Source organism: Roseovarius sp. (genome assembly GCF_030373445.1).
In the GTDB taxonomy this organism is placed as follows: Bacteria; Pseudomonadota; Alphaproteobacteria; order Rhodobacterales; family Rhodobacteraceae; genus Roseovarius.
In genome coordinates this window covers 318647-339149 of record NZ_JAUCYU010000003.1, presented here as the reverse complement: position 1 = coordinate 339149, position 20503 = coordinate 318647, and the positions used below count along the sequence as shown (strand labels likewise).

At 67.0% G+C, this 20503-nt stretch carries 18 protein-coding genes; 13 read left to right on the top strand and 5 right to left on the bottom strand.

Annotated features, from left to right (window positions below):
• Window positions 1-49 precede the first annotated feature (49 nt).
• The 5 genes from QUV18_RS07905 (at window position 50) to QUV18_RS07885 (ending at window position 5462) form a co-directional block, all read left to right on the top strand.
• Window positions 50-1564: an aldehyde dehydrogenase (NADP(+)) gene (locus QUV18_RS07905; RefSeq protein WP_300893091.1), complete on the top strand. Its 1515-nt coding sequence runs from the start codon at window positions 50-52 to the stop codon at window positions 1562-1564.
• Window positions 1565-1759: 195 nt separating this feature from the next.
• Entirely contained in the window at window positions 1760-2596 is an 837-nt protein-coding gene (locus QUV18_RS07900; protein ID WP_300893089.1) for an alpha/beta hydrolase, read from the top strand.
• Complete coding sequence (locus tag QUV18_RS07895; RefSeq protein WP_300893087.1) at window positions 2589-4112, top strand: NAD(P)/FAD-dependent oxidoreductase; 1524 nt, start codon at window positions 2589-2591, stop codon at window positions 4110-4112. The genes QUV18_RS07900 and QUV18_RS07895 overlap by 8 nt, the downstream gene beginning before the upstream one ends.
• Window positions 4113-4138: 26 nt before the next feature.
• Entirely contained in the window at window positions 4139-4918 is a 780-nt protein-coding gene (locus tag QUV18_RS07890; RefSeq protein WP_300893086.1) for an SDR family NAD(P)-dependent oxidoreductase, read from the top strand.
• Window positions 4919-4985: 67 nt separating this feature from the next.
• Entirely contained in the window at window positions 4986-5462 is a 477-nt protein-coding gene (locus QUV18_RS07885; RefSeq protein WP_300893085.1) for a MarR family transcriptional regulator, read from the top strand.
• Between the two features lie 4 nt (window positions 5463-5466).
• On the opposite strand, the gene mdoH is transcribed toward QUV18_RS07885, so the two are convergent.
• From mdoH to QUV18_RS07865, 4 genes are all read right to left on the bottom strand, one after another.
• Complete coding sequence (gene mdoH / locus QUV18_RS07880) at window positions 5467-7269, bottom strand: glucans biosynthesis glucosyltransferase MdoH (protein ID WP_300893083.1); 1803 nt, start codon at window positions 7267-7269, stop codon at window positions 5467-5469.
• A gap of 8 nt (window positions 7270-7277) precedes the next feature.
• Window positions 7278-7514, bottom strand: coding sequence for a hypothetical protein (locus QUV18_RS07875; RefSeq protein WP_300893082.1), 237 nt, complete (start codon window positions 7512-7514; stop codon window positions 7278-7280).
• On the bottom strand, window positions 7496-9100 hold the full coding sequence (locus QUV18_RS07870) for a glucan biosynthesis protein G (RefSeq protein WP_300893080.1): 1605 nt from the start codon (window positions 9098-9100) through the stop codon (window positions 7496-7498). Before QUV18_RS07870 ends, QUV18_RS07875 begins: the two co-directional genes overlap by 19 nt.
• 359 nt (window positions 9101-9459) lie before the next feature.
• Window positions 9460-10563: a mandelate racemase/muconate lactonizing enzyme family protein gene (locus QUV18_RS07865; RefSeq protein ID WP_300893078.1), complete on the bottom strand. Its 1104-nt coding sequence runs from the start codon at window positions 10561-10563 to the stop codon at window positions 9460-9462.
• A 113-nt stretch (window positions 10564-10676) separates the two neighbouring features.
• Between QUV18_RS07865 and QUV18_RS07860 the strand changes: the two genes are divergently transcribed.
• From QUV18_RS07860 to QUV18_RS07825, 8 genes are all read left to right on the top strand, one after another.
• Window positions 10677-12164, top strand: coding sequence for a PLP-dependent aminotransferase family protein (locus tag QUV18_RS07860; protein WP_300893077.1), 1488 nt, complete (start codon window positions 10677-10679; stop codon window positions 12162-12164).
• A 108-nt stretch (window positions 12165-12272) separates the two neighbouring features.
• A complete protein-coding gene (locus QUV18_RS07855) occupies window positions 12273-13586 on the top strand; it encodes an FAD-binding oxidoreductase (protein ID WP_300893076.1) in 1314 nt (437 codons plus the stop codon).
• 103 nt (window positions 13587-13689) lie between these two features.
• Window positions 13690-14733, top strand: a complete 1044-nt coding sequence (locus QUV18_RS07850; RefSeq protein WP_300893074.1) for an ABC transporter substrate-binding protein — start codon at window positions 13690-13692, stop codon at window positions 14731-14733.
• 85 nt (window positions 14734-14818) lie between these two features.
• The gene (locus QUV18_RS07845) at window positions 14819-15907 is read left to right on the top strand and encodes an ABC transporter ATP-binding protein (protein WP_300893072.1); all 1089 of its coding nucleotides are present in this window, start codon (window positions 14819-14821) and stop codon (window positions 15905-15907) included.
• A gap of 2 nt (window positions 15908-15909) precedes the next feature.
• Window positions 15910-16800 carry an ABC transporter permease gene (locus QUV18_RS07840; RefSeq protein WP_300893071.1) on the top strand — a complete coding sequence of 297 codons (891 nt, stop codon included), beginning with the start codon at window positions 15910-15912 and terminating at the stop codon, window positions 16798-16800.
• A complete protein-coding gene (locus tag QUV18_RS07835; protein ID WP_300893069.1) occupies window positions 16800-17621 on the top strand; it encodes an ABC transporter permease in 822 nt (273 codons plus the stop codon). Before QUV18_RS07840 ends, QUV18_RS07835 begins: the two co-directional genes overlap by 1 nt.
• Before the next feature lie 76 nt (window positions 17622-17697).
• A complete protein-coding gene (locus QUV18_RS07830; RefSeq protein WP_300893068.1) occupies window positions 17698-18066 on the top strand; it encodes a cupin domain-containing protein in 369 nt (122 codons plus the stop codon).
• 15 nt (window positions 18067-18081) lie between these two features.
• On the top strand, window positions 18082-19698 hold the full coding sequence (locus tag QUV18_RS07825; RefSeq protein WP_300893067.1) for a choline dehydrogenase: 1617 nt from the start codon (window positions 18082-18084) through the stop codon (window positions 19696-19698).
• A 287-nt stretch (window positions 19699-19985) separates the two neighbouring features.
• Here the strand turns inward: QUV18_RS07825 and QUV18_RS07820 are convergent, their stop codons facing one another.
• Window positions 19986-20402: a hypothetical protein gene (locus tag QUV18_RS07820; protein ID WP_300893066.1), complete on the bottom strand. Its 417-nt coding sequence runs from the start codon at window positions 20400-20402 to the stop codon at window positions 19986-19988.
• Window positions 20403-20503 lie beyond the last annotated feature (101 nt).

Genomic DNA, 20503 nt, shown 5'->3' with positions numbered 1-20503 from the left:
GCCCGCGCCGCGCCACAACAACCCACCGAATAACCCCAAAGGACACCGCATGACCTTCAAACCGCATGGCAAGCACCTGATCGCCGGCGAGTGGATCGCCACGGATGACACCTTCACCTCCGAGCCCGCCAGCGGCGAGGCACACAGCTTCTCGGTGGGCAACCCCCAGCTTGTCGACCAGGCCGCCAAGGCCGCCGAGGAGGCGTTCACCACCTACGGCTACACCACCCGCGAGGAGCGCGCCGCCTTCCTCGACACCATCGCCGACGAGATCGAGGCGCGCGGTGACCAGATCACCGAGATCGGCACCTCCGAATCCGGCCTGCCCGAGGCCCGCCTGCAGGGCGAGCGCGGCCGCACCACCGGCCAGCTCCGCCTCTTCGCCGAGCATATCCGCAAGGGCGACTACCTCGACCGCCGCCATGACGAGGCGCTTCCCGATAGCGCCCCCGCGCCGCGCCCCGACCTGCGGATGATGCAGCGCCCCATCGGCCCGGTCGCCGTCTTCGGCGCCTCGAACTTCCCGCTGGCCTTCTCCACCGCCGGGGGCGACACCGCCGCCGCGCTCGCCGCCGGCTGCCCCGTCGTGGTGAAAGGCCACGGCGCCCATCCCGGCACGGGCGAGATCGTGGCCGAGGCCATCCACGCCGCCATCGGCAAGTGCAACATGCCCAAGGGCACCTTCAGCCTCGTGCAGGGCGGCAACCGCCAGGTCGGCCAGGCCCTCGTGCAGCACCCGCTGATCAAGGCGGTGGGCTTCACCGGCTCCCTCGCCGGCGGCCGCGCCCTCTTCGACCTTTGCGCCCAACGCCCCGAGCCGATCCCCTTCTTCGGCGAGCTGGGCTCGGTCAACCCGATGTTCCTCCTGCCCGAGGCCGTCGCCGCCCGCGGCGCCTCGATCGGCGAAGGCTGGGCCGGCTCGCTCACCATGGGCGCGGGCCAGTTCTGCACCAACCCCGGCATCGCCATCGTCCTCGACGGGCCGGAGGCCGACGCCTTCACCAATGCCGCCAAGGACGCGCTGGCCGGCACCGGGCCGCAGGTCATGCTGACCGACGGTATCGCCAAGGCCTATCGCGACGGGCGCGACCGCGTCGCCGCCTCCAAGGGCGTGCAGGAGGTGCTCACCTCCACCTGCGACCAGCGCAACGCCACGCCCTACCTCTACGAGACCGACGGCACCACGTGGCTCGAGAACGAGGAACTGGGCGAGGAGGTCTTCGGCCCGCTCGGCCTTGTGGTCCGCGTGGCCGACATGGACCAGATGAAGCAGGTCGCCAGCAGCCTGCGCGGCCAGCTCACCTGCACGCTGCACATGGATGACGGCGATGCCGGCGCGGCGCGCGCGCTGTTGCCGATCCTCGAACGCAAGGCCGGCCGGCTTCTGGCCAACGGCTTCCCCACCGGCGTCGAGGTATCCGACAGCATGGTGCATGGCGGCCCTTACCCGGCCTCGACCAATTTCGGCGCCACATCCGTCGGCACCCTCTCGATCCGCCGCTTCCTGCGGCCGGTCTGCTACCAGAACCTGCCCGAAACGGTGCTCCCCGCCGACATCGCCTGAGGCAGGCCAGGAGACGGACAGTGAAACCGCCGGGGGCCACGTGCCCCCGGCATGTTCCGTCCGACCCCGCACTCCCGTAATCCCGACCGTCCGATCCCGGCCGAAACGCCCGGTTGACAAGGGGTATTGCAACGGATTACGATAATACTAAGTATACTCATGATTATCCGGTCAGACCGGCCGGGGGAGGAGAGAATGGCATTTACATCCGATGTCGTGGACGGCGAGATCACCCATGACGGGCTCACCATCCGCACCTACGATTCCGCGCCGCACCGGCGGGGCGAGGATACGATCGTGCTCCTGCACGGCACCAGCGGCTCGGCCCAGAGTACCTACTGGGCGCTCTTCCCGATGCTCGCCGACGGCCGCCGCGTCGTGGCCTTCGACTTCGTCGACACCGACGGCGCCACCGCGGACACCTACGCCGATCAGGCCCGCGCCGTCATCGCCGCCCTCTGCGACGGCCCGGTCCACCTGACCGGCTGCTCTTTCGGCGCCGTCATCGCCGCCCATCTCGCCGGCACCACGCCCGAGATCGTCAAGTCCCTCACCCTCATCGCCGGCTGGATCAAGACCGACATCCACCAGCACCTGCGCTACGACGTCTGGTTCAAGCTGCACGAGGAGAAAAGCGCCGCCATGCCCGGCTTCATGGTCATGACGGCCTTCAGCCATGCCTTCCTCACCATGCGCCTGCCCGGCGAGGTTGACGCGCTGGTCGCCAAGATCGGCGACGGCTCCGACCGCTACGCCAAGATGGTCTTCAACCGCACCGTCGACATCACCGACGCGGTCGCCAACATCACCGCGCCCACCCTCGTCATCGGCTGCACGCAGGACCAGATGGTGCCCATCTACCATTCCAAGCTGCTCTTCGGCGCGATCGAGAATGCCCGCTTCGCCGAGGTGCCGTCGGGCCACGCCGTGGCCCATGAACGCCCCTCGCACCTGCTGATGCTGATCCGCGACTTCATCGACGAGCCCGAGCGCGACGCGCCCGGCACCGTCCACGCCCCCATCCATGCCTGAGCCCACACCCGAGGTCCCCATGAACATCCAGACCACCACCCCGAAACAGCAGGTCGATGCCGAGGTCCTGATCGTCGGCACCGGCTTCTCCGGCCTCGGCCTCGCCGTCATCCTCGAACGCGAGGGGAACCGCGACTACCTGATGCTCGAACGCGGCCAGGACGTCGGCGGCACATGGCGCGACAACCACTACCCGGGCGCCGGCTGCGATGTCTTCTCGCACCTCTATTCCTATTCCTTCCGCCCCAACCCGAACTGGAGCCGCACCTACTCCAAGCAGCCGGAAATCCTGAAATACCTGCAGGACACGGCGGAAGACGAAGGCATCTACCCCAAGGTCCGCTTCGGTACCACCGTCACCCGCGCCGAATGGATCGAGGCCGAAGACCTCTGGCAGGTCGAGACCACCACCGGCACCTACCGCGCCCGCGCGCTGGTTTCGGCCACCGGCCACCTCTCCGACCTCGCCATGCCCGATATCGAGGGGCTCGACAGCTTCACCGGCAAGATGATGCACTCCTCGCAATGGGATCACGACTACGACTACACCGGCAAACGCGTCGGCATCATCGGCACCGGCGCCTCCTCGATCCAGATCGCGCCGGAAATCGCCCCCGACGTCTCCCACCTCACCGTCTTCCAGCGCACGGCGCCCTATATCGTCCCTCGCCGCGACGCCCCCTATTCCGAGGCGCAAAAGGGCATGTTCGCCCGCTTCCCTGAGATGCTGCAGGACTTCCGCAAGGAACTCTTCTGGGGCAACGAAAGCCGCTTCCCCCAGCGCCTGCAGATCCCGGCCTTCCTCGCCCAGATCGAGGAGATGTCGCGCGGCCATCTCGAAGACCAGGTCGCCGACCCCGCCCTTCGCGAGAAACTGACCCCGCCCTATTCCGTCGGATGTAAGCGCATCCTGATTTCGAACGACTACTACCCCGCCATCCAGCGCGAGAACGTGACGTTGGAGACCACCGGCATCGACCGCATCGACGAAACCGGCGTCGTCCTTACCGACGGCACCCATGTCGCGCTCGACATGCTGATCCTCGCCACCGGGTTCGAGGCCACCGAGCTGCCCATCGCCGAGGTCATCCACGGCAAGACGGGCCGCCTCTCCGACCAGTGGCAGGACGGCGGACAGGCCTATGCCTGCACCACCGTGCACGGTTACCCGAACTTCTTCATGATGCTCGGCCCCAACACCGGCCTCGGCGCCGGCTCGATGATCTACATGGTCGAAACCCAGATCGAGTACATCCGGGGCGCGCTCCAGTATCTCTTCGAAGGCGACAAGGTCATCGAACCCGACCGCGAGGCCCAGGCCGCTTACGTCAAGTCCATCCACGACCGCGCCGAACGCACGGTCTGGATCGCGGGCGGCTGCCAAAGCTGGTACCTCCACCCCCGCAGCGGCAAGCTCACCGCCATCTGGCCCGACTACATGTCGCAATTCCGCAAGGAAAACGGCACCTTCGCCACCAAGGGCTACATGGTCCGCGACGCGACCGTCCCGGCCTGACGCATATCAACCGAGGGTACCGGATCATGTTCACTTTCAAGCAAGGCGTCACCGTCATCACCGGCGGCGGGTCGGGCATCGGGCAGGCCACGGCCATCGCCCTGGCCGCTCAAGGCGTGCCCGTCGCAGTGGCCGATATCGACGAGGCGCGCGTCGCCGCCACCGTCGCCCAGGTCACCGGGGCAGGGGGGCAGGCCCTTGGCCTCACCCTCGACGTCACCGACGAGGCCTCCGTCGACGCCGCCTTCACGAATGCCGAAGACTGGGCCGGCCCGATCACCGGCCTCGTCAGCAGCGCCGGCATCCTCCAGGTCGCCCCCATGGCCGAGATGTCCGGCGACACCTTCTCGAAAGTGCTCGACGTCAATGTGCGCGGCAGCTTCCTTTGCGGCCGCCGCGCCGCCACGGCCATGAGCGCCAGCCGCTACGGCCGCATCGTCAGCCTCTCCTCGGTCTCGGGCTACCGCGCGGGCATCGGCCGGGCGGCCTACGGCACCTCCAAATCCGCCATTATCGGCCTCACCCGCCAGTTCGCCCTCGAGTTCGGCCGGGCGGGCGTCACCGCCAACGCGGTCGCCCCGGGCCCCACCGTCACCGCCATGACCGAAGAGCTTTACACCGAGGCCACCCGCGCCGCCGTCCTGCCGATGATCCCCACCGGCAAGCTGGCGGGCGTCGACGACATCACCCCGGCCATCCTCTTCCTGCTCTCGGAAGAATCGCGCTATATCAACGGGGTAACCCTGCCGGTCGATGGCGGCTACCTCGCCTCCGGCATGCTCCAGACCGGCGATCTCGGCGGCTGACACGGTTGACAGACCCCCGCCCGAATGCTCTCGTCACAGGACACCCGGAACCGCCCATGGCCAAAGCATGACCATCCGCAAACTGCCCGACCAGCCCGGCTTCATGATCCGCCGGCTGCAACAGGTGGCCATTTCGCTGTTCCACGAAACGCTCGAGACGGCAGAGATCACGCCGGTCCAGTACACCATCCTGCAGATCCTCGCCCAGAACCGGCAACTCGACCAGACCGCCATCGCCGCGCTCGCCTATCTCGACGCCTCCACCACCGGCGACGTGTTGCGCCGTCTGGAAAAGCGCGGCCTCGTCCGCCGCTCGGTCAAGGAAACCGACCGCCGCTCGCGCGTGGTGGACATCACCGAGGACGGCGCCCAGCTGCTCGCCCGGCTCCGCGACCGCATCACCGAAAGCCAGCACTACCTGCTCTCGCCACTGGCCGCGCAGGAACAGACGGATTTCCTCGATTACGTCAGCCGCATCCTCGCCTTCCACGAACCCCAGGGCGAGGCGGATTACCCCACAACGCCCTGGCAGCGCGGCGCCTGAGGCCTCAGACCTTCACCCCGTCCTTTTCCGGCAGGCGCAGCGGCACCACCGGGATCGAGCTTTGCGCATCGACCCCCCAGCGCGCCAGAACGGCATCGTAAAGCTGGATCACCCGTTGCGGCGACTGCTCGGCCGGCGTGATCATCAGCTTGCCCAGCGACGGCAGCGACCCCCAGCGCAAGAGCGCCGGCGCAAGGATCATCGGCACCCCCACCGGCAGCAGCCACAGGAACAGCTCCGGCGTCAGGAACCACGCGGCGAACAGCCCGCCACAGCCCGTCACGATGATCCACCACGACGCGGCGAACGCCTCGGGCCATTGCAGGATGCCATCGCCCCGGTTGTTCGTGGGCCAGCCCCCGTCGCGCCGCATCAGCACCTCCAGCACCGATCGGATGGTGAACATCATCAGCACCGGCGCGGTCAGCGACGACAGAAGCAGCTCGCCCAGCGTCGACAGGAACACCCGGCCCGGGCCGCCGAACCGCTTGGCCTCGCCCGACAGGATGGCGCGCGCCATGATCAGGAGCTTGGGCAGGAACAGCAGCCCGAAGATCCCGATCGCAAGGCTGATCGCCATCGACGCGGCCGATTGCGGGAATTGCGGGAAGGGCCAGCCGGGCACGGGGAAATAATCCGGCGGGGTCACCAACAGCGGCGCCGCGATCGACGCGGCGATGAACCCCATCCAGAACAGCGGCGCGATGAACGCCATCACGCCTTGCGCGAACACGAAACGCGACCAGGGCTTCAGCCCGGGCGCGCTGATGATCCGCAGGTGCTGCAGGTTCCCCTGGCACCAGCGCCTGTCGCGCTTGGCATGGTCGACGATATTCTCCGGCCCTTCCTCGAACGAGCCTTCAAGGTCGTCATCCAGCCGCACGATCCACCCGTTCCGCGCCAGCAATGCCGCCTCGACATAATCATGGCTCATCACGTGCCCGCCGAAGGGCGGCGTGCCCTTCAGTTCCGGCAGCCCGCAGGACTGCGCGAACGCCCGCACGTTTATGATCGCGTTATGCCCCCAGAACGGCCCTGTCCGCCCCTGCACCATGGCAAGGCCGCGGGCAAAGACCGGCGAGAAGAAACTGGCCGAGAACTGCATCGCCCGCCCGAAATGCGATTCCGCCCGGATGATCTTCGGCAGCGTCTGCAACAGGCCAAGCTGCGGCTCCGCCTCCATCCGCCGGATCATCGTCAGGATGGTCTTCCCCTCCATCAGCGAATCCGCGTCCAGGATCACGGCATAATCATATGCCGCCCCCGACCGGGTGATGAAATCCTCGATATTGCCGGCCTTCTTGCCGGTGTTCTTCTCGCGCCGCCGGTAGAAGAACCGGCCGACGCCGTCGCATTCCTCGACCATCCGCCGGAACACCGCCCGCTCCTGCGCGGCGATGCCCTCATCGCGCGTGTCCGACAGGATGGCGAAATGGATCTCCGCCGGATCACCGATCTCCCTGAGCGAGGCCTCCATCGCCGCCACCCGCGAAAAGCTCTCCTCGGGGTTCTCGTTGTAGACCGGCATCAGCACACAGGTCCGCCCCCGGATCGGCACATCCTCCACCCCCTCGGGCGGCCGCGCGCGCGACGTCATGCCGACAAAGGCCAGCGTCGCGCCCCAGGCCAGCCACAGGGTCGAGATCAGGATCAGCACCGCGCGGAACACGTCGATCCAAGTCAGGCCCGTGGCCTCACCGAATTCCAGGAAAAGGATAAAGGCCCCGAGCCCGCACAGCAGGCTCGTGACGATCATTCCGGTCCGCAACGCGTAGATTGCGGATATGGACCCGCGCGGCGATCCCATGCGCCGGGTCAGGCGCCCACGTCCATCGAGGGCCGCACAGCACCGCCGCCCCTCAGCCGCCGCAGCAGCCGGTGAAGCAGGCCGGCATCGGCCTCGATCGTCTGGGTCGGCATCGGCAGCGGCGCGGCAGGCAGCGCGCACGCCTCGTCCGGGAAGCCACGCCCGACGAAGGGCACAGCCGCCTCTCCGCCGCTCGCACCCACGTGCAGGATCGCGTCATCCGTCGCTATTGTTCCGTAAGCCATTGAAAGAGCCATGTTTCCGTGAGTTTTTGACCGTAACCTTCTACATGCGCCGAAAGTTCGATAACTTCTCCCTCGCCGATCACGTCAAGCACCAGCCGCCACATGTTGTTCCCGGCGATACGATGAAGAACTTGCGAAGTAATACGTGCCCCGACCGCCGACGCGACGACCGTCAGGTCCTCAACGGCTTCGGCCGGCAAATGTTCCAGCGGACCACCGGAAAAATCCACGACGAACTTTCGCGAGCCGTCCTGGTTCTCCACACCCGACACGCCGCCGACCCCCGCGCGCGACGCCACGACATAGGCCAGGTCGCCGTTTTCCTCGGGCGGAAGGTCGCCCCAGTGCAGCCGGTATTGCAGGGTCATCTCCTCGCCCGCCCGGGCCGGCTGGGCCGGCACCCAGAAGGCGACGATATTGTCGTTGATCTCCAGGTCCGACGGTATCTCCACCAGCCGGATCGAGCCACGGCCCCAGTCGCCGATCGGTTCCACCATGCAGGAGGGGCGCCGCTCGTAGACCGCCGCGGCATCCTGGTAATGGTCGAAATCCCGGTTGCGCTGGCACAGGCCGAAACTGCGCGGCGTGTCCTCCTTGAAGAAGCTCGACGCCAGCCGCGGCGGGTTCGACAGCGGCCGCCACACCCGGTGCCCGTCCGCCCGCACGATCGCCAGCCCCTCGCTGTCATGCACGGCGGGCCGGAAATCGTCGAACTTCGCCCGGTTGCGGTCGCCATACAGGAACATCGAGGTCAGCGGCGCCACGCCCAGCTGGGCGATGTCCCGGCGGAAGAACAGCCGCGCCCGCACGTCCATCGTCGTGTCCCGCCCGGGCGAGATGACGAACTCGTAGGCCCCGGTCAGCGACGGGCTCTCCAGCGCCGCCCAGACCGTGATCACGTCCGAGCCCGGATCGGGCCGGCTGATCCAGAACCGGGTGAAACGCGGGAATTCCTCCTTCACGTCCGAGCCGGTATTCACCGCCAGACCGCGCGCCGACAGGCCATAGGTCGACCCCCGCCCAAGCGCCCGGAAATAGGATGCGCCCTGGAACGCGATCAGCTCGTCCATGATGTCGGGCCGGTTGATCGGGTTGTGCAGCCGGAACCCGGCCACCCCCGGAAGCGCGGTGTGCTCCGGCACCTTCTCGCGCACCGTTCGGTCGTAGATGAAATCGTCGGTGTCGAACTCCATCGGCCGGACGCGGCCGTTCGCGACCTCGAAAAGATGTACCGGCCGGTTGAACAGCCAGCCCATGTGAAACGCGTGCAGCTCGAACCGCGTGTGGTCGATCGCCCCGAAACGCGACCGCTCCGGATCGAACCGGATCAGCCGGTAATCGTCGTAGTTCAGATCGTTGAGAAAGCTGTTCTCGACGGCGTGCGGCTCGTCCGCCCGCTGGGCGCCGGCGCGCATTTCCTCGACAAGGCGTTCGAAACTGAAGGCGCCGCCGTCATCCTCCGGCGGCTCCGCCGTCTCGTCGGCGGTCGCCTCCTGCGAGAGCGCGCCGCCGGCGGTCATGAGCATCAGGGCAGAGGAAGAAAGCAGCACGCCACGTCGGGTAAGATGGATAGGGTCTGTCCGCATGCGGGATAGTGTCCAGTTCTGATTCCAAGCCGTCGCGAACACGGCTCGCGGGCTCAAGGCTTTTGTCCGGTTTACACATTTTGTGGGGCTAAAAAACTGGTATCTCACGGAAATCCGTCCGGACCCGCGGAATTGAGCGAAACGTGGCCGAGGCTGGCACATACCTGCCGTCTGTCTAGGCACTTATCGGCATGTCACCGCCGGAACGCGGGCTTTTCGCCCCCCGGCAGGTCGGGGTCTGCCGCCTCCCGGCCCCGGAATCAGCACCGGAATCGGCACCGCGCGGGCGCGGCGACACCCGCCTCGCGCCCTGCCCGGATGAACCCAAGGTTGCAACGCTGTCGGGCGCCCGGCCGGCCTCAGCCCGCCTCGCTCACCTGGTACGCCGCCCGGTCCAGCCAGTCGGGGCAGATTTCCACCCCCCAGCCCGGCGCCTCCGTCACCGTCACGTGCCCACCCACAACCTCGTAGGGGTCGTTCCGGAACAGCCCCTCCTGCCAGGGATAGTAATCCTCGCCCTCGATCGAGAACTCCAGGTACTTGCCCGCGCAGGGAATCGCCCGCAGCAGGTGCATCGTGAACAGCGTCACCAGCGACAGGTTCGCGGCATGCGGCGTCACCGGCATCCCCGCCGCCTCGGCCATCCGCGCCACTCTCAGGGTGCGGGCAATCCCGCCGATATACAGCACGTCCGGCTGCAGAACGTCGACGATCCGCCCGTCGACCATCCCCTTCCAGTTGGCCATCATGCAATCCTGCTCGCCGCCGCAGACATCGATCTCCAGCGCCTCGGTCACCGCCCTGGTCTGCTCGAACTCCCAATAGGGGCAGGGCTCCTCGTAATGCGAGATCCCGTGATCCTGCAAAAGCCTGCCCACCTCGATCGCCTTCGCCGGCGAGTAACAGGAATTCGCATCGACCAGCAGCGCCGCCTCGTCCCCCAGCGCGCGTCGGATGGTCGGCACGATCTCCTCGGTCCGGCCCTCCCACTCGTCGGTGTCGCGGCCCACCTCGGCCCCGATCCGGAACTTGAACGCATCGAAGCCGTGCGCATCGCGCAGCCGCAGGAACCGCTCCGCCTCGTCCTTTGGCGTGATGTCCCGCTTCATCGACGACGCATAGGCACGCACGCGTCCCGCGCTGCCCCCGATCAGCTCGCAGACGGGCTTGCCCTCGCGCTTGCCCCGCATGTCCCAGATCGCGGTATCCACCCCGCCCATCGCTCGCCGCAGGTACGAGCCCGGAAACTTGTGCTCCCGGTCCCGCACGATATCGAGCATCCCGTCGATATCCCCGCAATCCATCCCCAGCGCGTGGGGCGCCACCTGCCGGTGCAGCACCTGCGCGGTGATGTCCGCGCAATAGGGCGCGACCTGTCCCCAGCCTTCGGCGCCATCCTCGGCGGTGGCCTTGACGAAACAGACGAAGCTGTCGGTGAATGTCTCGAGTTTTTGCAGTTTCATCTGGGTCAACCGGGCCTTGGCGCTGATGTGTCGGATTGCAGGCTGGAAAATAATTGGCCGGTCCGGTATATCCATTTCGGTAAGTTGGCCAGACCAATTGGTCCGGAGGGCCCATGAAACACGCTGCCGGGGCGCTGTTGTCGTCCATCCAGATCGACCGCAATTCGCGCAAATCCGTCAGCGTCCAGCTCTACATGGCGCTCCGCGACATCCTGCTGTCGGGCGGCCTGCCGCCCGGCGAACGCCTCCCCGCCACCCGCACGCTCGCCCGCGAGCTGGGCGTCTCCCGCACCACCGTCATCGACGCCATCGACCGGCTGGTCTCCGAAGGCATGCTGGTCTCCCGCGTCGGCGCCGGCACCTTCGTCAGCGAGACGCTGGAAAACCAGCGCCCGCCCACGGCGCCCCCCGACGCCGTCCATTCCGGCCCCAATCCGCGCCTCTCCTATGCCATCAGCCATGCCGAGAAGGATTACGCCACCCGCACATGGCTCCCGCACGAGCCCCGCGCCTTCGTCACCGCCCTGCCGGCGCTTGATGCCTTCCCCATCGCCCACTGGTCGCGCCTCTCCGCCCGCCACCTCCGCGGCGCCCGCAGCGACGTGATGGGCTACGGCCAGCCCAAGGGGCTCGAGGCGCTGCGCCGCGCCATCGCCACCCATCTCAGCGCGCTCAAGGGCATCCGCTGCCACCACGAACAGATCTTCATCACCTGCGGCGCCCAGCACGCCTTCTCGCTCATCGGCCGCCTGCTGCTCAACCCCGGCGACCGCGTCTGGATGGAAAACCCCGGCGCTTCCGGCGCCCGCAACGCGCTCCTCTCCGAAGGCGCCGAACTGGTCCCCGTCGACGTCGACGAGGAAGGCATGGTCGTCGCCGACGGCCTCGCCAAGGCCCCGCATTTCCGCCTCGCCTTCGTCACCCCCTCGCACCAGCAGCCCCTGGGCCACGTCATGTCCCTCTCCCGCCGGTTCGAACTCCTGCAGGCGGCGGAAGAGGCGCAGGCGCTCATCATCGAAGACGATTACGACGGCGAATTCTACTACGGCAGCGCCGCCCAGCCCGCGCTGCGCGGCACCGACAATGCCGGCCGCGTGCTCTATGTCGGCACCTTCTCCAAGTCGCTCTTCCCGGCGCTCCGGCTGGGCTTCGTGCTGGTCCCCGAACGCATGACCGACGTGTTCGACCGGATGTTCCAGTTCTGGGCCAGCGGCCCGCCCACCGCCACCCAGGCCATCGTCGCCGATTTCATGGACGAGGGGCATTTCGCCACCCACATCCGCCTGATGCGCCGCCTCTACAAGGCCCGCTACGAGGCGCTGGTCGAGGCGGCGCATTCCCTCCCCGACTGCGTGGCGCTGCAGGACACCGCCAGCGGCTTCCACACCCCCGCCTTCATCTCCGGCGCGGTCGATGAACAGGCGCTCGTGGCACAGGCTGCCGAAAAGGGCGTCACCCTGGCGCCGCTGTCGCGCTACTGCCTTGACCCGATCGGCAGATCCGGGCTGGTATTCGGCTTCGGCAGCGTCGCTCCGGAAGACATCCACCGCGGCATCGAGGCGATCCGCGACCTGCCGGCATGGCGGGGCAAATTGGTCTGACCAATTTATCAAATTGGATATGAGGTCCGGGCCAATCCTGCCCTAGCGTTTTGACGATAACCCGCGCAGTGCGGCGCTTGCCGCATCCCGCGCGTCTGGAGGATACCGATGGCAACATCGACATCGACGGCCCCGCGCCATCAAGTCTACTGGCTCGACGATGTCGGCCCGGCGCCGGACTTCTCCGGCGACCTGCCGGTATCCGTCGACGTGGTCGTCGTGGGCTCCGGCTATACCGGCCTCAACGCCGCCATCCAGACGGCGCGCGGCGGCCGCTCCACCCTCGTGCTCGACGCCGACGATCCCGGTTACGGCTGTTCCACCCGCAATGGCGGCCAGATCAGCACCAGCATCAAGCCCTCGCTGGAAAAGCTCGCCGCCAAGCACGGCAAGCAGAAGGCCCGCGCCATCCGGGGCGAAGGGGCATCGGCCCTTTCGTGGATCGAGGACTTCGTCAAGACCGAAGGCATCGACTGCGATTTCCGCAAGGTTGGCCGCTTCCACGCCGCCCACTCCCCCGACAGCTACGAAACCCTCGCCCGCGACGCCGAGACACTGCGCGCGCAGGAAGGGATCGAGTGCTTCACCGTCCCCCGCGCCGAGCAGAAGACGGAACTGGGCACCGACACCTATTACGGCGGCCTCGTCTACCCCAACCACTGCTCGCTGCACCCCGCGAAATACCACCGCGGCCTGCTGCGGCTGGCCACCGACGCCGGCGCCCGGATCCTCGGCCATTGCCGCGTCACCGGCATCGACCGCAACGTCAAGGGCTTCCGCGTCACCACCGAGAAGGGCACCGTCGAGGCGCGCGAGGTCGTGGTCGCCACCAACGGCTACACCACCGGCCTCACGCCCTGGCTGCAACGCCGGGTCATCCCTATCGGCAGCTACATCATCGCCACCGAGGAACTGCCCGACTCCCTCGTGAACGAGCTCTTCCCCACCGACCGCATCGCCAGCGACACGTTCAAGGTGCTCTACTACTACCGCGCCTCGCCCGACAGGAAACGCATCCTCTTCGGCGGCCGCGTCTCGGCGGCGGAAACCGATCCCAACATCTCCGGCCCGCGCCTGTTCGAAAGCATGTGCCGCATCTTCCCGCAACTGCGCGACCGCAAGATCAGCCATTCCTGGATGGGCACCGTCGCCTACAGCTTCGACGAGCTCGCCCATGCCGGCACTCATGACGGCATCCATTACGCCATGGGCTACTGCGGCTCCGGCGTGTCGATGGCCAGCTACCTCGGCATGCGCACCGGCCAGAGGATCCTGGGCCTCGCCGAGGGCGCCACCGCCTTCGACGACCTGCCGTTCCCGACCCGCCCCCTCTACACCGGCAAGCCGTGGTTCCTGCCCGCCGCCGTCGCCTGGTACCGCTGGCAGGACACCCGCCAATACCGGAGGGCCGCCCACGCCTGACCGAGATTTTCGCCGGTGCGCGCCGAGCCTGCGAAAGACAACAACAACCGGCAACCGCCGCGGGAAAACGCGGCAATTCCAACTCTGACAGGAGGACACCAACATGAAACGTTCACTCGCCGCGCCCCTCGCGGTCTCGCTGCTGGCCTCGACCAGCGCGCTGGCCCAGGACAAGGAAATCACCGTCGCCTCGTGGGGCGGCTCCTACCAGGAGGCGCAGAGCAAGGCGCTGTTCGAACCCGCGTCCGAGGCCATGGGCATCACCGTGAAACAGGAAACCTACGGCGGCATGGCCGATGTGCGCCTCCAGGTCTCGACCGGCCAGGTCACCTATGACCTCGTCGCCAGCGGGTCCGGCTCCGCCGCCCGCGCCGGCGCCGAGGGGCTGCTCGAACCGCTCGACTACGACGTGATCGACGTGTCGAATTTCTACGAGTCGCTCTATTCCGAATACTGCGTCGGCGGCGACGTGTTCTCGGTCGTGGCGGCCTGGAACACGAACACCTACGGCGAGGACGGCCCCCAGAACTGGGCGGATTTCTTCGATACCGAGAAATTCCCCGGCACCCGTGCCTACCGCAACCAGGTGGCCGGCGCGCTCGAACCCGCGATCATGGCCGACGGCGTCCCGCCCGAGGAGGTATACGAGGTGCTCTCCTCCGAGGAAGGCATCGAGCGCGCCCTCGACAAGATCCGCGAACTGCGCCCCAACATCGCCGTCTACTGGTCGTCGGGCGCCCAGCACGCCCAGCTCATGAAGGATGGCGAGGTCGACATGACCACCGGCTGGAACGGCCGCTTCGACAACGCCGCCAAGGATGGCGGCAAGGTGTCCTACACCTTCAACCAGGCGCTGCTCGACTATGACTGCTTCGCCATCCCGAAGGGTGCGCCGAACAAGGATCTCGCGATGGAATTCCTCGCCGAGATTTCCAAGGCGGAATACCAGGACGACCTGCCGAAATACATCACCTACGGCCCGACCAACAAGGACGCCTACGAGACCGGCGAGATCACCGAAGAGGTCGCCGCCTCCCTGCCGTCCTCGCCCGAGAACGCCGCCAAGCAGCTTCCCATCTCGCTCGAATGGTACGCTGAATGGGAACAGATCGCGGCCGAGATGTACCAGGAAATGCTGACCGAATAGGTCCGGCCTGAAAACCCGATAGGGGGCGGGCGTCCATCGCGGCGCCCGCCCGTTCCAGCCAGACAGAACGCCGGGGGAAGACACCTTGACCACCCAAGCCACCGAAGCCCTGCCGATCTCCGTCAGCAACGTCACCAAGACCTACGGGCCGGTCCACGCGCTCGACGACGTCTCGCTCGAGGTGAAAAGCGGCGAATTCCTCACCCTTCTGGGGCCCTCCGGCTCGGGCAAGACGACGCTCCTGATGGTGCTCGCCGGCTTCACCCGCCCCGATTGCGGCAGCCTGAAATTCGGCGATGACGAGGTGATCCGCAAACCGCCCCACCTGCGCGACGTGGGCATGACCTTCCAGAGTTACGCGCTCTTCCCGCACATGACCGTGGCGGGCAACGTGGGCTATCCCCTCCGCCTGCGCAAACGCCCCAAGGCCGAGATTGCCGAACGTGTCGAGCGCGCGCTCGAAACCGTCCAGCTCGGCGGCTACGGCGACCGCCGCATCGACCAGCTCTCAGGCGGCCAGAAACAGCGCGTCGCCGTCGCCCGCGCCATCGTCTTCGAACCGCGCATCCTGTTGATGGACGAACCGCTTTCCGCCCTCGACAAGAAACTGCGCGACCAGATGCAGATCGAACTGCGCCACCTCCACGAACAGCTCGGCATGACGACCGTCTATGTCACCCACGACCAGCGCGAGGCGCTGACCATGTCCGACCGCATCGCCGTGGTGAACCACGGCCGCATCATGCAGCTCTCCACCCCGCGCGACCTCTACGAACGGCCCGCCAACCGCTTCGTCGCCGACTTCATCGGCGAATCCACCTTCCTGCCGGTCAAACGGGCCGGCACCGACGTGCACTACGGCGACACCGCCCTGCGCTACAGCGGAGAGTTGCCCGACACGCCCGACCTGCAGCTGATGATCCGCCCCGAGCGCGTGCTCCTCTCCGACACCGGGCCCGTCGAGGGCGCCAACAACTTCACCGCCACCGCTAGCGACGTGGTCTACCAGGGCGACAGCTTCCTCCTCCACGCCCGCCTGCAGGACGGGCAACAGATCGTCATGCGCGGCGCGGTCCGCGGCGACCGGGCCACCTCGCTTCCGCAAGTGGGCGACACCGTCACCCTCACCATGGCGCCCGAGGACACGGTGCTCATCGACGGGCGCGAGGTCTGACCATGACCACCACCGCCCTCCGCCCCAACGAAGCCGGCCTTCGCACCGACGGCCGCCTCGAACGCCTCCGCCTCTTCGGCCTCAGTTCGCCGGCGATGCTGCTCATCCTCGTGATCCTCGTGATCCCCGTGGGCTGGCTCTTCTACGTCTCCTTCATCGGCGCCAGCGGGGAATTCTCGCTGGAAAACTACGAGCGGATGATCAAGCGGAAATCCTACGTCCGCATCTTCATCACCACCTTCCAGGTCAGCGTGCTGACCACGGGCCTCTGCATCCTGATCGGCTATCCATTGGCCTATTTCATGTCGCAGCTTCCCAACCGGCTGGCCAATCTCTGCCTGATCACGGTGCTCCTGCCGTTCTGGACCTCGCTCCTGGTGCGCACCTACGCCTGGCTTGTGCTGCTGCAGAAACAGGGGCTGGTGAACCAGTGGGCCATGAACCTCGGCCTCTGGGACGAACCGCTCAAGATCGTCCACAACATGACCGGCACCCTGATCGGCATGGTCCATATCATGCTGCCCTTCCTGATCCTGCCGGTCTACGGGGCGATGAAGGCGATCGACCGCGACTATCTCAAGGCCGCCTCAAACCTCGGCGCCAACCCCCGCACGGCCTTCTGGACGGTGTTCTTCCCGCTCACCACGCCCGGGCTCTTCGCCGGCGCGCTGATGGTCTTCATCCTCTGCCTCGGCTTCTTCGTCACCCCTGCGGTGCTGGGCGGCGGCAAGGTCATCATGGTGTCGATGAAGATCGTCTCCAACATCGAGCTTTTCGTGAACTGGGGCGCGGCCAGCGCCATGGGCGTGGTCCTGCTGATCATGACCCTCGTGATCCTCTGGATCGCCTCCCGCTTCCTCCGCCTCGACCAGATCACCTCGGGAGGGCACTGATGGCCAGCTGGTTCAAATCCCCCGCCTCGGAAACCCAGGTCACCCACGGCCAGCGCCTCTGGCTCTACGTCTTCGCGGTCATCACCATGATCCTGCTGGTGCTGCCCACGCTGATCGTGATGCCGATGTCCTTCTCCGACAGCCAGTATCTCGAGTTCCCGCCCGAGACATGGTCGACCCGCTGGTACGACAATTTCTTCGGCTCCGACGAATGGATGCAGGCGATGCGCACCTCGCTGCAGACGGCGTTCCTGACCATGCTGGTCGCCACGCCGGTGGGCGTCGCCGCGGCCTACGGGCTGCACACCTCCAACGTGCCCTTCGTGCGGATGGCCTTCGTGATGATGATCACCCCGATGATGGTGCCCCTCGTGCTGGTCGCCATCGGCGCCTTCTACGCCTATGTCCAGCTCAACATCCTCTACACCGTCACCGGCCTCGTGCTGGCCCATACCGTGCTGGCCCTGCCGCTCGTCGTCATCGTGTCCGGCTCGGCGCTCAAGGGCTACGACATGAGCCAGGAACAGGCCGCCCGCAGCCTCGGCGCGCCGCGCTGGAAGGCGTTCTTCACCGTCACCCTGCCGCAGATCCGCTTCGCCGTGGTCACCAGCGCGCTGCTGGCCTTCCTGACCTCCTTCGACGAGGTGGTCGTGGCCATGTTCATCTCCGGCGGCGACAACCCGACGCTCACCCGCAACATGTTCAACGCCCTGCGAGACCAGATCGACCCGACCATCGCCTCTATCTCGACCCTGATGATTTTCGTCACCACGGTCATGATGGTGCTGGCCCAGGTCTTCGGACAGCAGAGAAAACCCTGAACCCGCGCCAAACCGCCAAAAGGGGCAGGGGGCATCGGCCTCCCGCCCCGTCCTTCATTCAACCCCGGAGCCCCCGATGATCGACCTCAAGACCTTCGAAAACCTCGCCGACCAGCCGCTCGGCGATTTCGCCGCCAAGCCCACCACCCTGACCGAGGGGCAGCAGGAAGCCTCCAGCCTCCTCTGGACCTCCGCCGACGGGCACACCAAGATCGGCGTCTGGGAATGCACCCCCGGCCACTTTACCGCCGACCGCACGGCGGCGGGCGAATACTGCCACATCATCTCGGGCCGGGCGACCGTCTCGGGCCCGGGCGGGCAGGGCGAAAGCCGCGATATCGGCCCGGGCGACCTGCTGATCCTGCCGCAGGGCTGGACAGGCGAATGGGTCATCCACGAACACATGCGCAAGCTCTACGTCATCAGCGCCTCTCCCGATATCTGAAGGCCCGCACACCCCATGTCAGACCATGACTTCATCGTCGTCGGCGCCGGCTCGGCGGGCTGCGTGCTGGCCAACCGTCTCAGCGAAAACGGCAAGTACAGCGTCCTCCTGCTCGAAGCGGGCGGCAGCGATCTCAACTTCTGGATCTGGATGCCGATCGGCTACGGCAAGACCTTCTACCGCAAGTCCGTCAACTGGATGTACCAGACCGAACCCGATCCCGGCACCGGCGGCCGCGTCTCCTACTGGCCGCGCGGCAAGGTGATGGGCGGCTCCAGCTCGATCAACGCCATGGTGTATGTCCGCGGCCAGCCCGAGGATTTCGAGGAATGGCGCGCCATGGGCAACCCCGGCTGGGGCTGGGACGACGTGCTGCCCTATTTCCGCAAGGCCGAGACCAACGACCGCGGCGCCGACGAATGGCGCGGCGGCGACGGTCCCCTGCATGTCTGCACCATGGATCGCGACCTGCACCCGCTATGCGACGATTTCATCAAGGCGGGGGAGGAACTGCAATTCCCCCATAATCGCGATTTCAACGGCGCAAGGCAGGAGGGCGTCGGCACCTACCAGAACACCGCCCGTGACGGCATGCGCATGTCCACCGCCCGCGCCTATATCCGCCCGGCCCGGCACCGCCCGAACCTGCGCGTCGAAACCCATGCCCACGCCACGAAGCTCCTCTTCGACGGCACCCGCGCCACCGGCGTCGCCTACAGCCAGCGCGGCACGATGAAAGAGGCCCGCGCCCGCCGCGAGGTCATCGTCGCCGCCGGCGCGGTCAACTCGCCCCAGCTTCTCCAGCTCTCCGGCATCGGCCCCGGCGCCGACCTGCAATCCCACGGCATCGAGGTGGTCCATGACAGCCCAGGCGTCGGCCAGCACCTGCAGGACCATCTCGGCATCGACTACCTCTTCCGCTCCCGCGTGCCCACGCTCAACCAGCAGCTCGGGCCATGGTACGGCAAGCTCTGGCACGGCGCCCGCTACATCCTCACAAGGCGCGGCCCGCTCTCGCTCGGCGTCAACCAGGCGGGCGGCTTCGTCCGCACCCGGCCGGGCCTTTCGAAACCCAACATGCAGCTCTTCTTCTCACCGGTCAGCTACACCAAGGCCGTCCCCGGCAAGCGCGCCCTGATGAACCCCGACGCCTTCCCCGGCTTCCTCCTCGGCGCCCAGCCCACGCGCCCCACCAGCCGCGGCCACATCACCCTGCGCTCGCCCGACCCGTTCGACGCGCCGCGCATCTTCCCCAACTACCTCGCCACCGATTACGACGTGCAGGACATGCTCGAAGGCTCCAAGCTCATGCGCCGCTTCGCCGAAACCCCGGCGCTTTCCCGCCTGATCGAGTCCGAGATCACGCCGGGCCCGCAGGTGCAGACCGACGAGCAGTTCATCGACGACATCCGCCGCCGCGTCTCCACCATCTTCCACCCGGTCAGCACCTGCCGCATGGGGCCCGACCCGTCCACCGACGTGGTCGACGCCCGCCTCCGGGTTTACGGCATCGACGGTCTGCGCGTCGCCGACGCCTCGGTCTTCCCCACGCTCACCTCCGGCAACACCAACGCGCCGGTCGTGATGCTGGCAGAGAAGGCGGCGGATCTGGTGCTGACGGATCAGGGGTAAGGGCAGGGGGGTGAAGCTAGCCCCCGCGCGGAACAAAGGGCTTCAGCCCGCCGCGCATCGACCGCTGGCCGGCAGGCGATTGCAAGGCAATCGCCGAGAGGTGGGCCGCCCCGACGGCACGGCGATTTGGCAGCCTTAGTGCCAGGCTCGAGGGATGGATGTACGCCGCAGCCATAAAGTGCCAGCTACCCCCCGTCGGCTCGCCGCACCACGGCCCGCCGATGCGCGGCGTCTCACCGTCAGGATGAAAGGCTCCCTCCGCCACACCGCAAGGGGTTCAGCCAGGTTCAACCTTTGCCAAGCACACCGACCCGAAAGTTCACGCAATCTTCGGCACAGGCAAGAACACCTTCACCCACCCCGTCCACCGGACGAAGAACCAGCCGCATCCGGTTGCCGTCACCCTTGGCGATGTCGAAGATGAAATATGCGCGAGCGTCGACATCGACCAGAACCGCCGCTCTTGCCTCTCCACCCGTCTCGAAGCCGGGCCGGTGAAACTGCCGGATATCCTGGTCGGGCGATCCGTCGCAAACCGGACTGACGACGAAAGACAGGTACAGCGCTTCGACGATTTCTTCCCACTCGTCGTAAGCGTCGTCATAACCGGTCTCAATGCCGGCAGCGTCAGCCAGCGGCACGATCGCTTCAAGGGCTTCGAGGCACAGTTCCACATTTCGCCGGAGGTCGATAGCTTCACTCATGCCCTATCCCCCATGCGCGCGGTCCCGGGGCAGTCTAAGTGCTGGGCCGGATATTGCAACGCCCGCTCACTCGGCCCCGTGCGCCACGCCTCACACCTCTG

What these genes read in the sequence shown, in the direction of transcription:
- QUV18_RS07890 (WP_300893086.1), top strand. Translation starts at nt 4,139, where the DNA reads ATGTTCACTTTCAAGCAAGGCGTCACCGTCATCACCGGCGGCGGGTCG.
- QUV18_RS07835 (WP_300893069.1), top strand. Translation starts at nt 16,800, where the DNA reads ATGGCCAGCTGGTTCAAATCCCCCGCCTCGGAAACCCAGGTCACCCAC.
- QUV18_RS07865 (WP_300893078.1), bottom strand. Translation starts at nt 10,563, where the DNA reads ATGAAACTGCAAAAACTCGAGACATTCACCGACAGCTTCGTCTGTTTC.
- QUV18_RS07900 (WP_300893089.1), top strand. Translation starts at nt 1,760, where the DNA reads ATGGCATTTACATCCGATGTCGTGGACGGCGAGATCACCCATGACGGG.
- QUV18_RS07870 (WP_300893080.1), bottom strand. Translation starts at nt 9,100, where the DNA reads ATGCGGACAGACCCTATCCATCTTACCCGACGTGGCGTGCTGCTTTCT.
- QUV18_RS07850 (WP_300893074.1), top strand. Translation starts at nt 13,690, where the DNA reads ATGAAACGTTCACTCGCCGCGCCCCTCGCGGTCTCGCTGCTGGCCTCG.
- QUV18_RS07830 (WP_300893068.1), top strand. Translation starts at nt 17,698, where the DNA reads ATGATCGACCTCAAGACCTTCGAAAACCTCGCCGACCAGCCGCTCGGC.
- QUV18_RS07895 (WP_300893087.1), top strand. Translation starts at nt 2,589, where the DNA reads ATGCCTGAGCCCACACCCGAGGTCCCCATGAACATCCAGACCACCACC.
- QUV18_RS07820 (WP_300893066.1), bottom strand. Translation starts at nt 20,402, where the DNA reads ATGAGTGAAGCTATCGACCTCCGGCGAAATGTGGAACTGTGCCTCGAA.
- QUV18_RS07885 (WP_300893085.1), top strand. Translation starts at nt 4,986, where the DNA reads ATGACCATCCGCAAACTGCCCGACCAGCCCGGCTTCATGATCCGCCGG.
- QUV18_RS07905 (WP_300893091.1), top strand. Translation starts at nt 50, where the DNA reads ATGACCTTCAAACCGCATGGCAAGCACCTGATCGCCGGCGAGTGGATC.
- QUV18_RS07860 (WP_300893077.1), top strand. Translation starts at nt 10,677, where the DNA reads ATGAAACACGCTGCCGGGGCGCTGTTGTCGTCCATCCAGATCGACCGC.
- QUV18_RS07840 (WP_300893071.1), top strand. Translation starts at nt 15,910, where the DNA reads ATGACCACCACCGCCCTCCGCCCCAACGAAGCCGGCCTTCGCACCGAC.
- QUV18_RS07855 (WP_300893076.1), top strand. Translation starts at nt 12,273, where the DNA reads ATGGCAACATCGACATCGACGGCCCCGCGCCATCAAGTCTACTGGCTC.
- QUV18_RS07875 (WP_300893082.1), bottom strand. Translation starts at nt 7,514, where the DNA reads ATGGCTTACGGAACAATAGCGACGGATGACGCGATCCTGCACGTGGGT.
- QUV18_RS07825 (WP_300893067.1), top strand. Translation starts at nt 18,082, where the DNA reads ATGTCAGACCATGACTTCATCGTCGTCGGCGCCGGCTCGGCGGGCTGC.
- mdoH (WP_300893083.1), bottom strand. Translation starts at nt 7,269, where the DNA reads ATGGGATCGCCGCGCGGGTCCATATCCGCAATCTACGCGTTGCGGACC.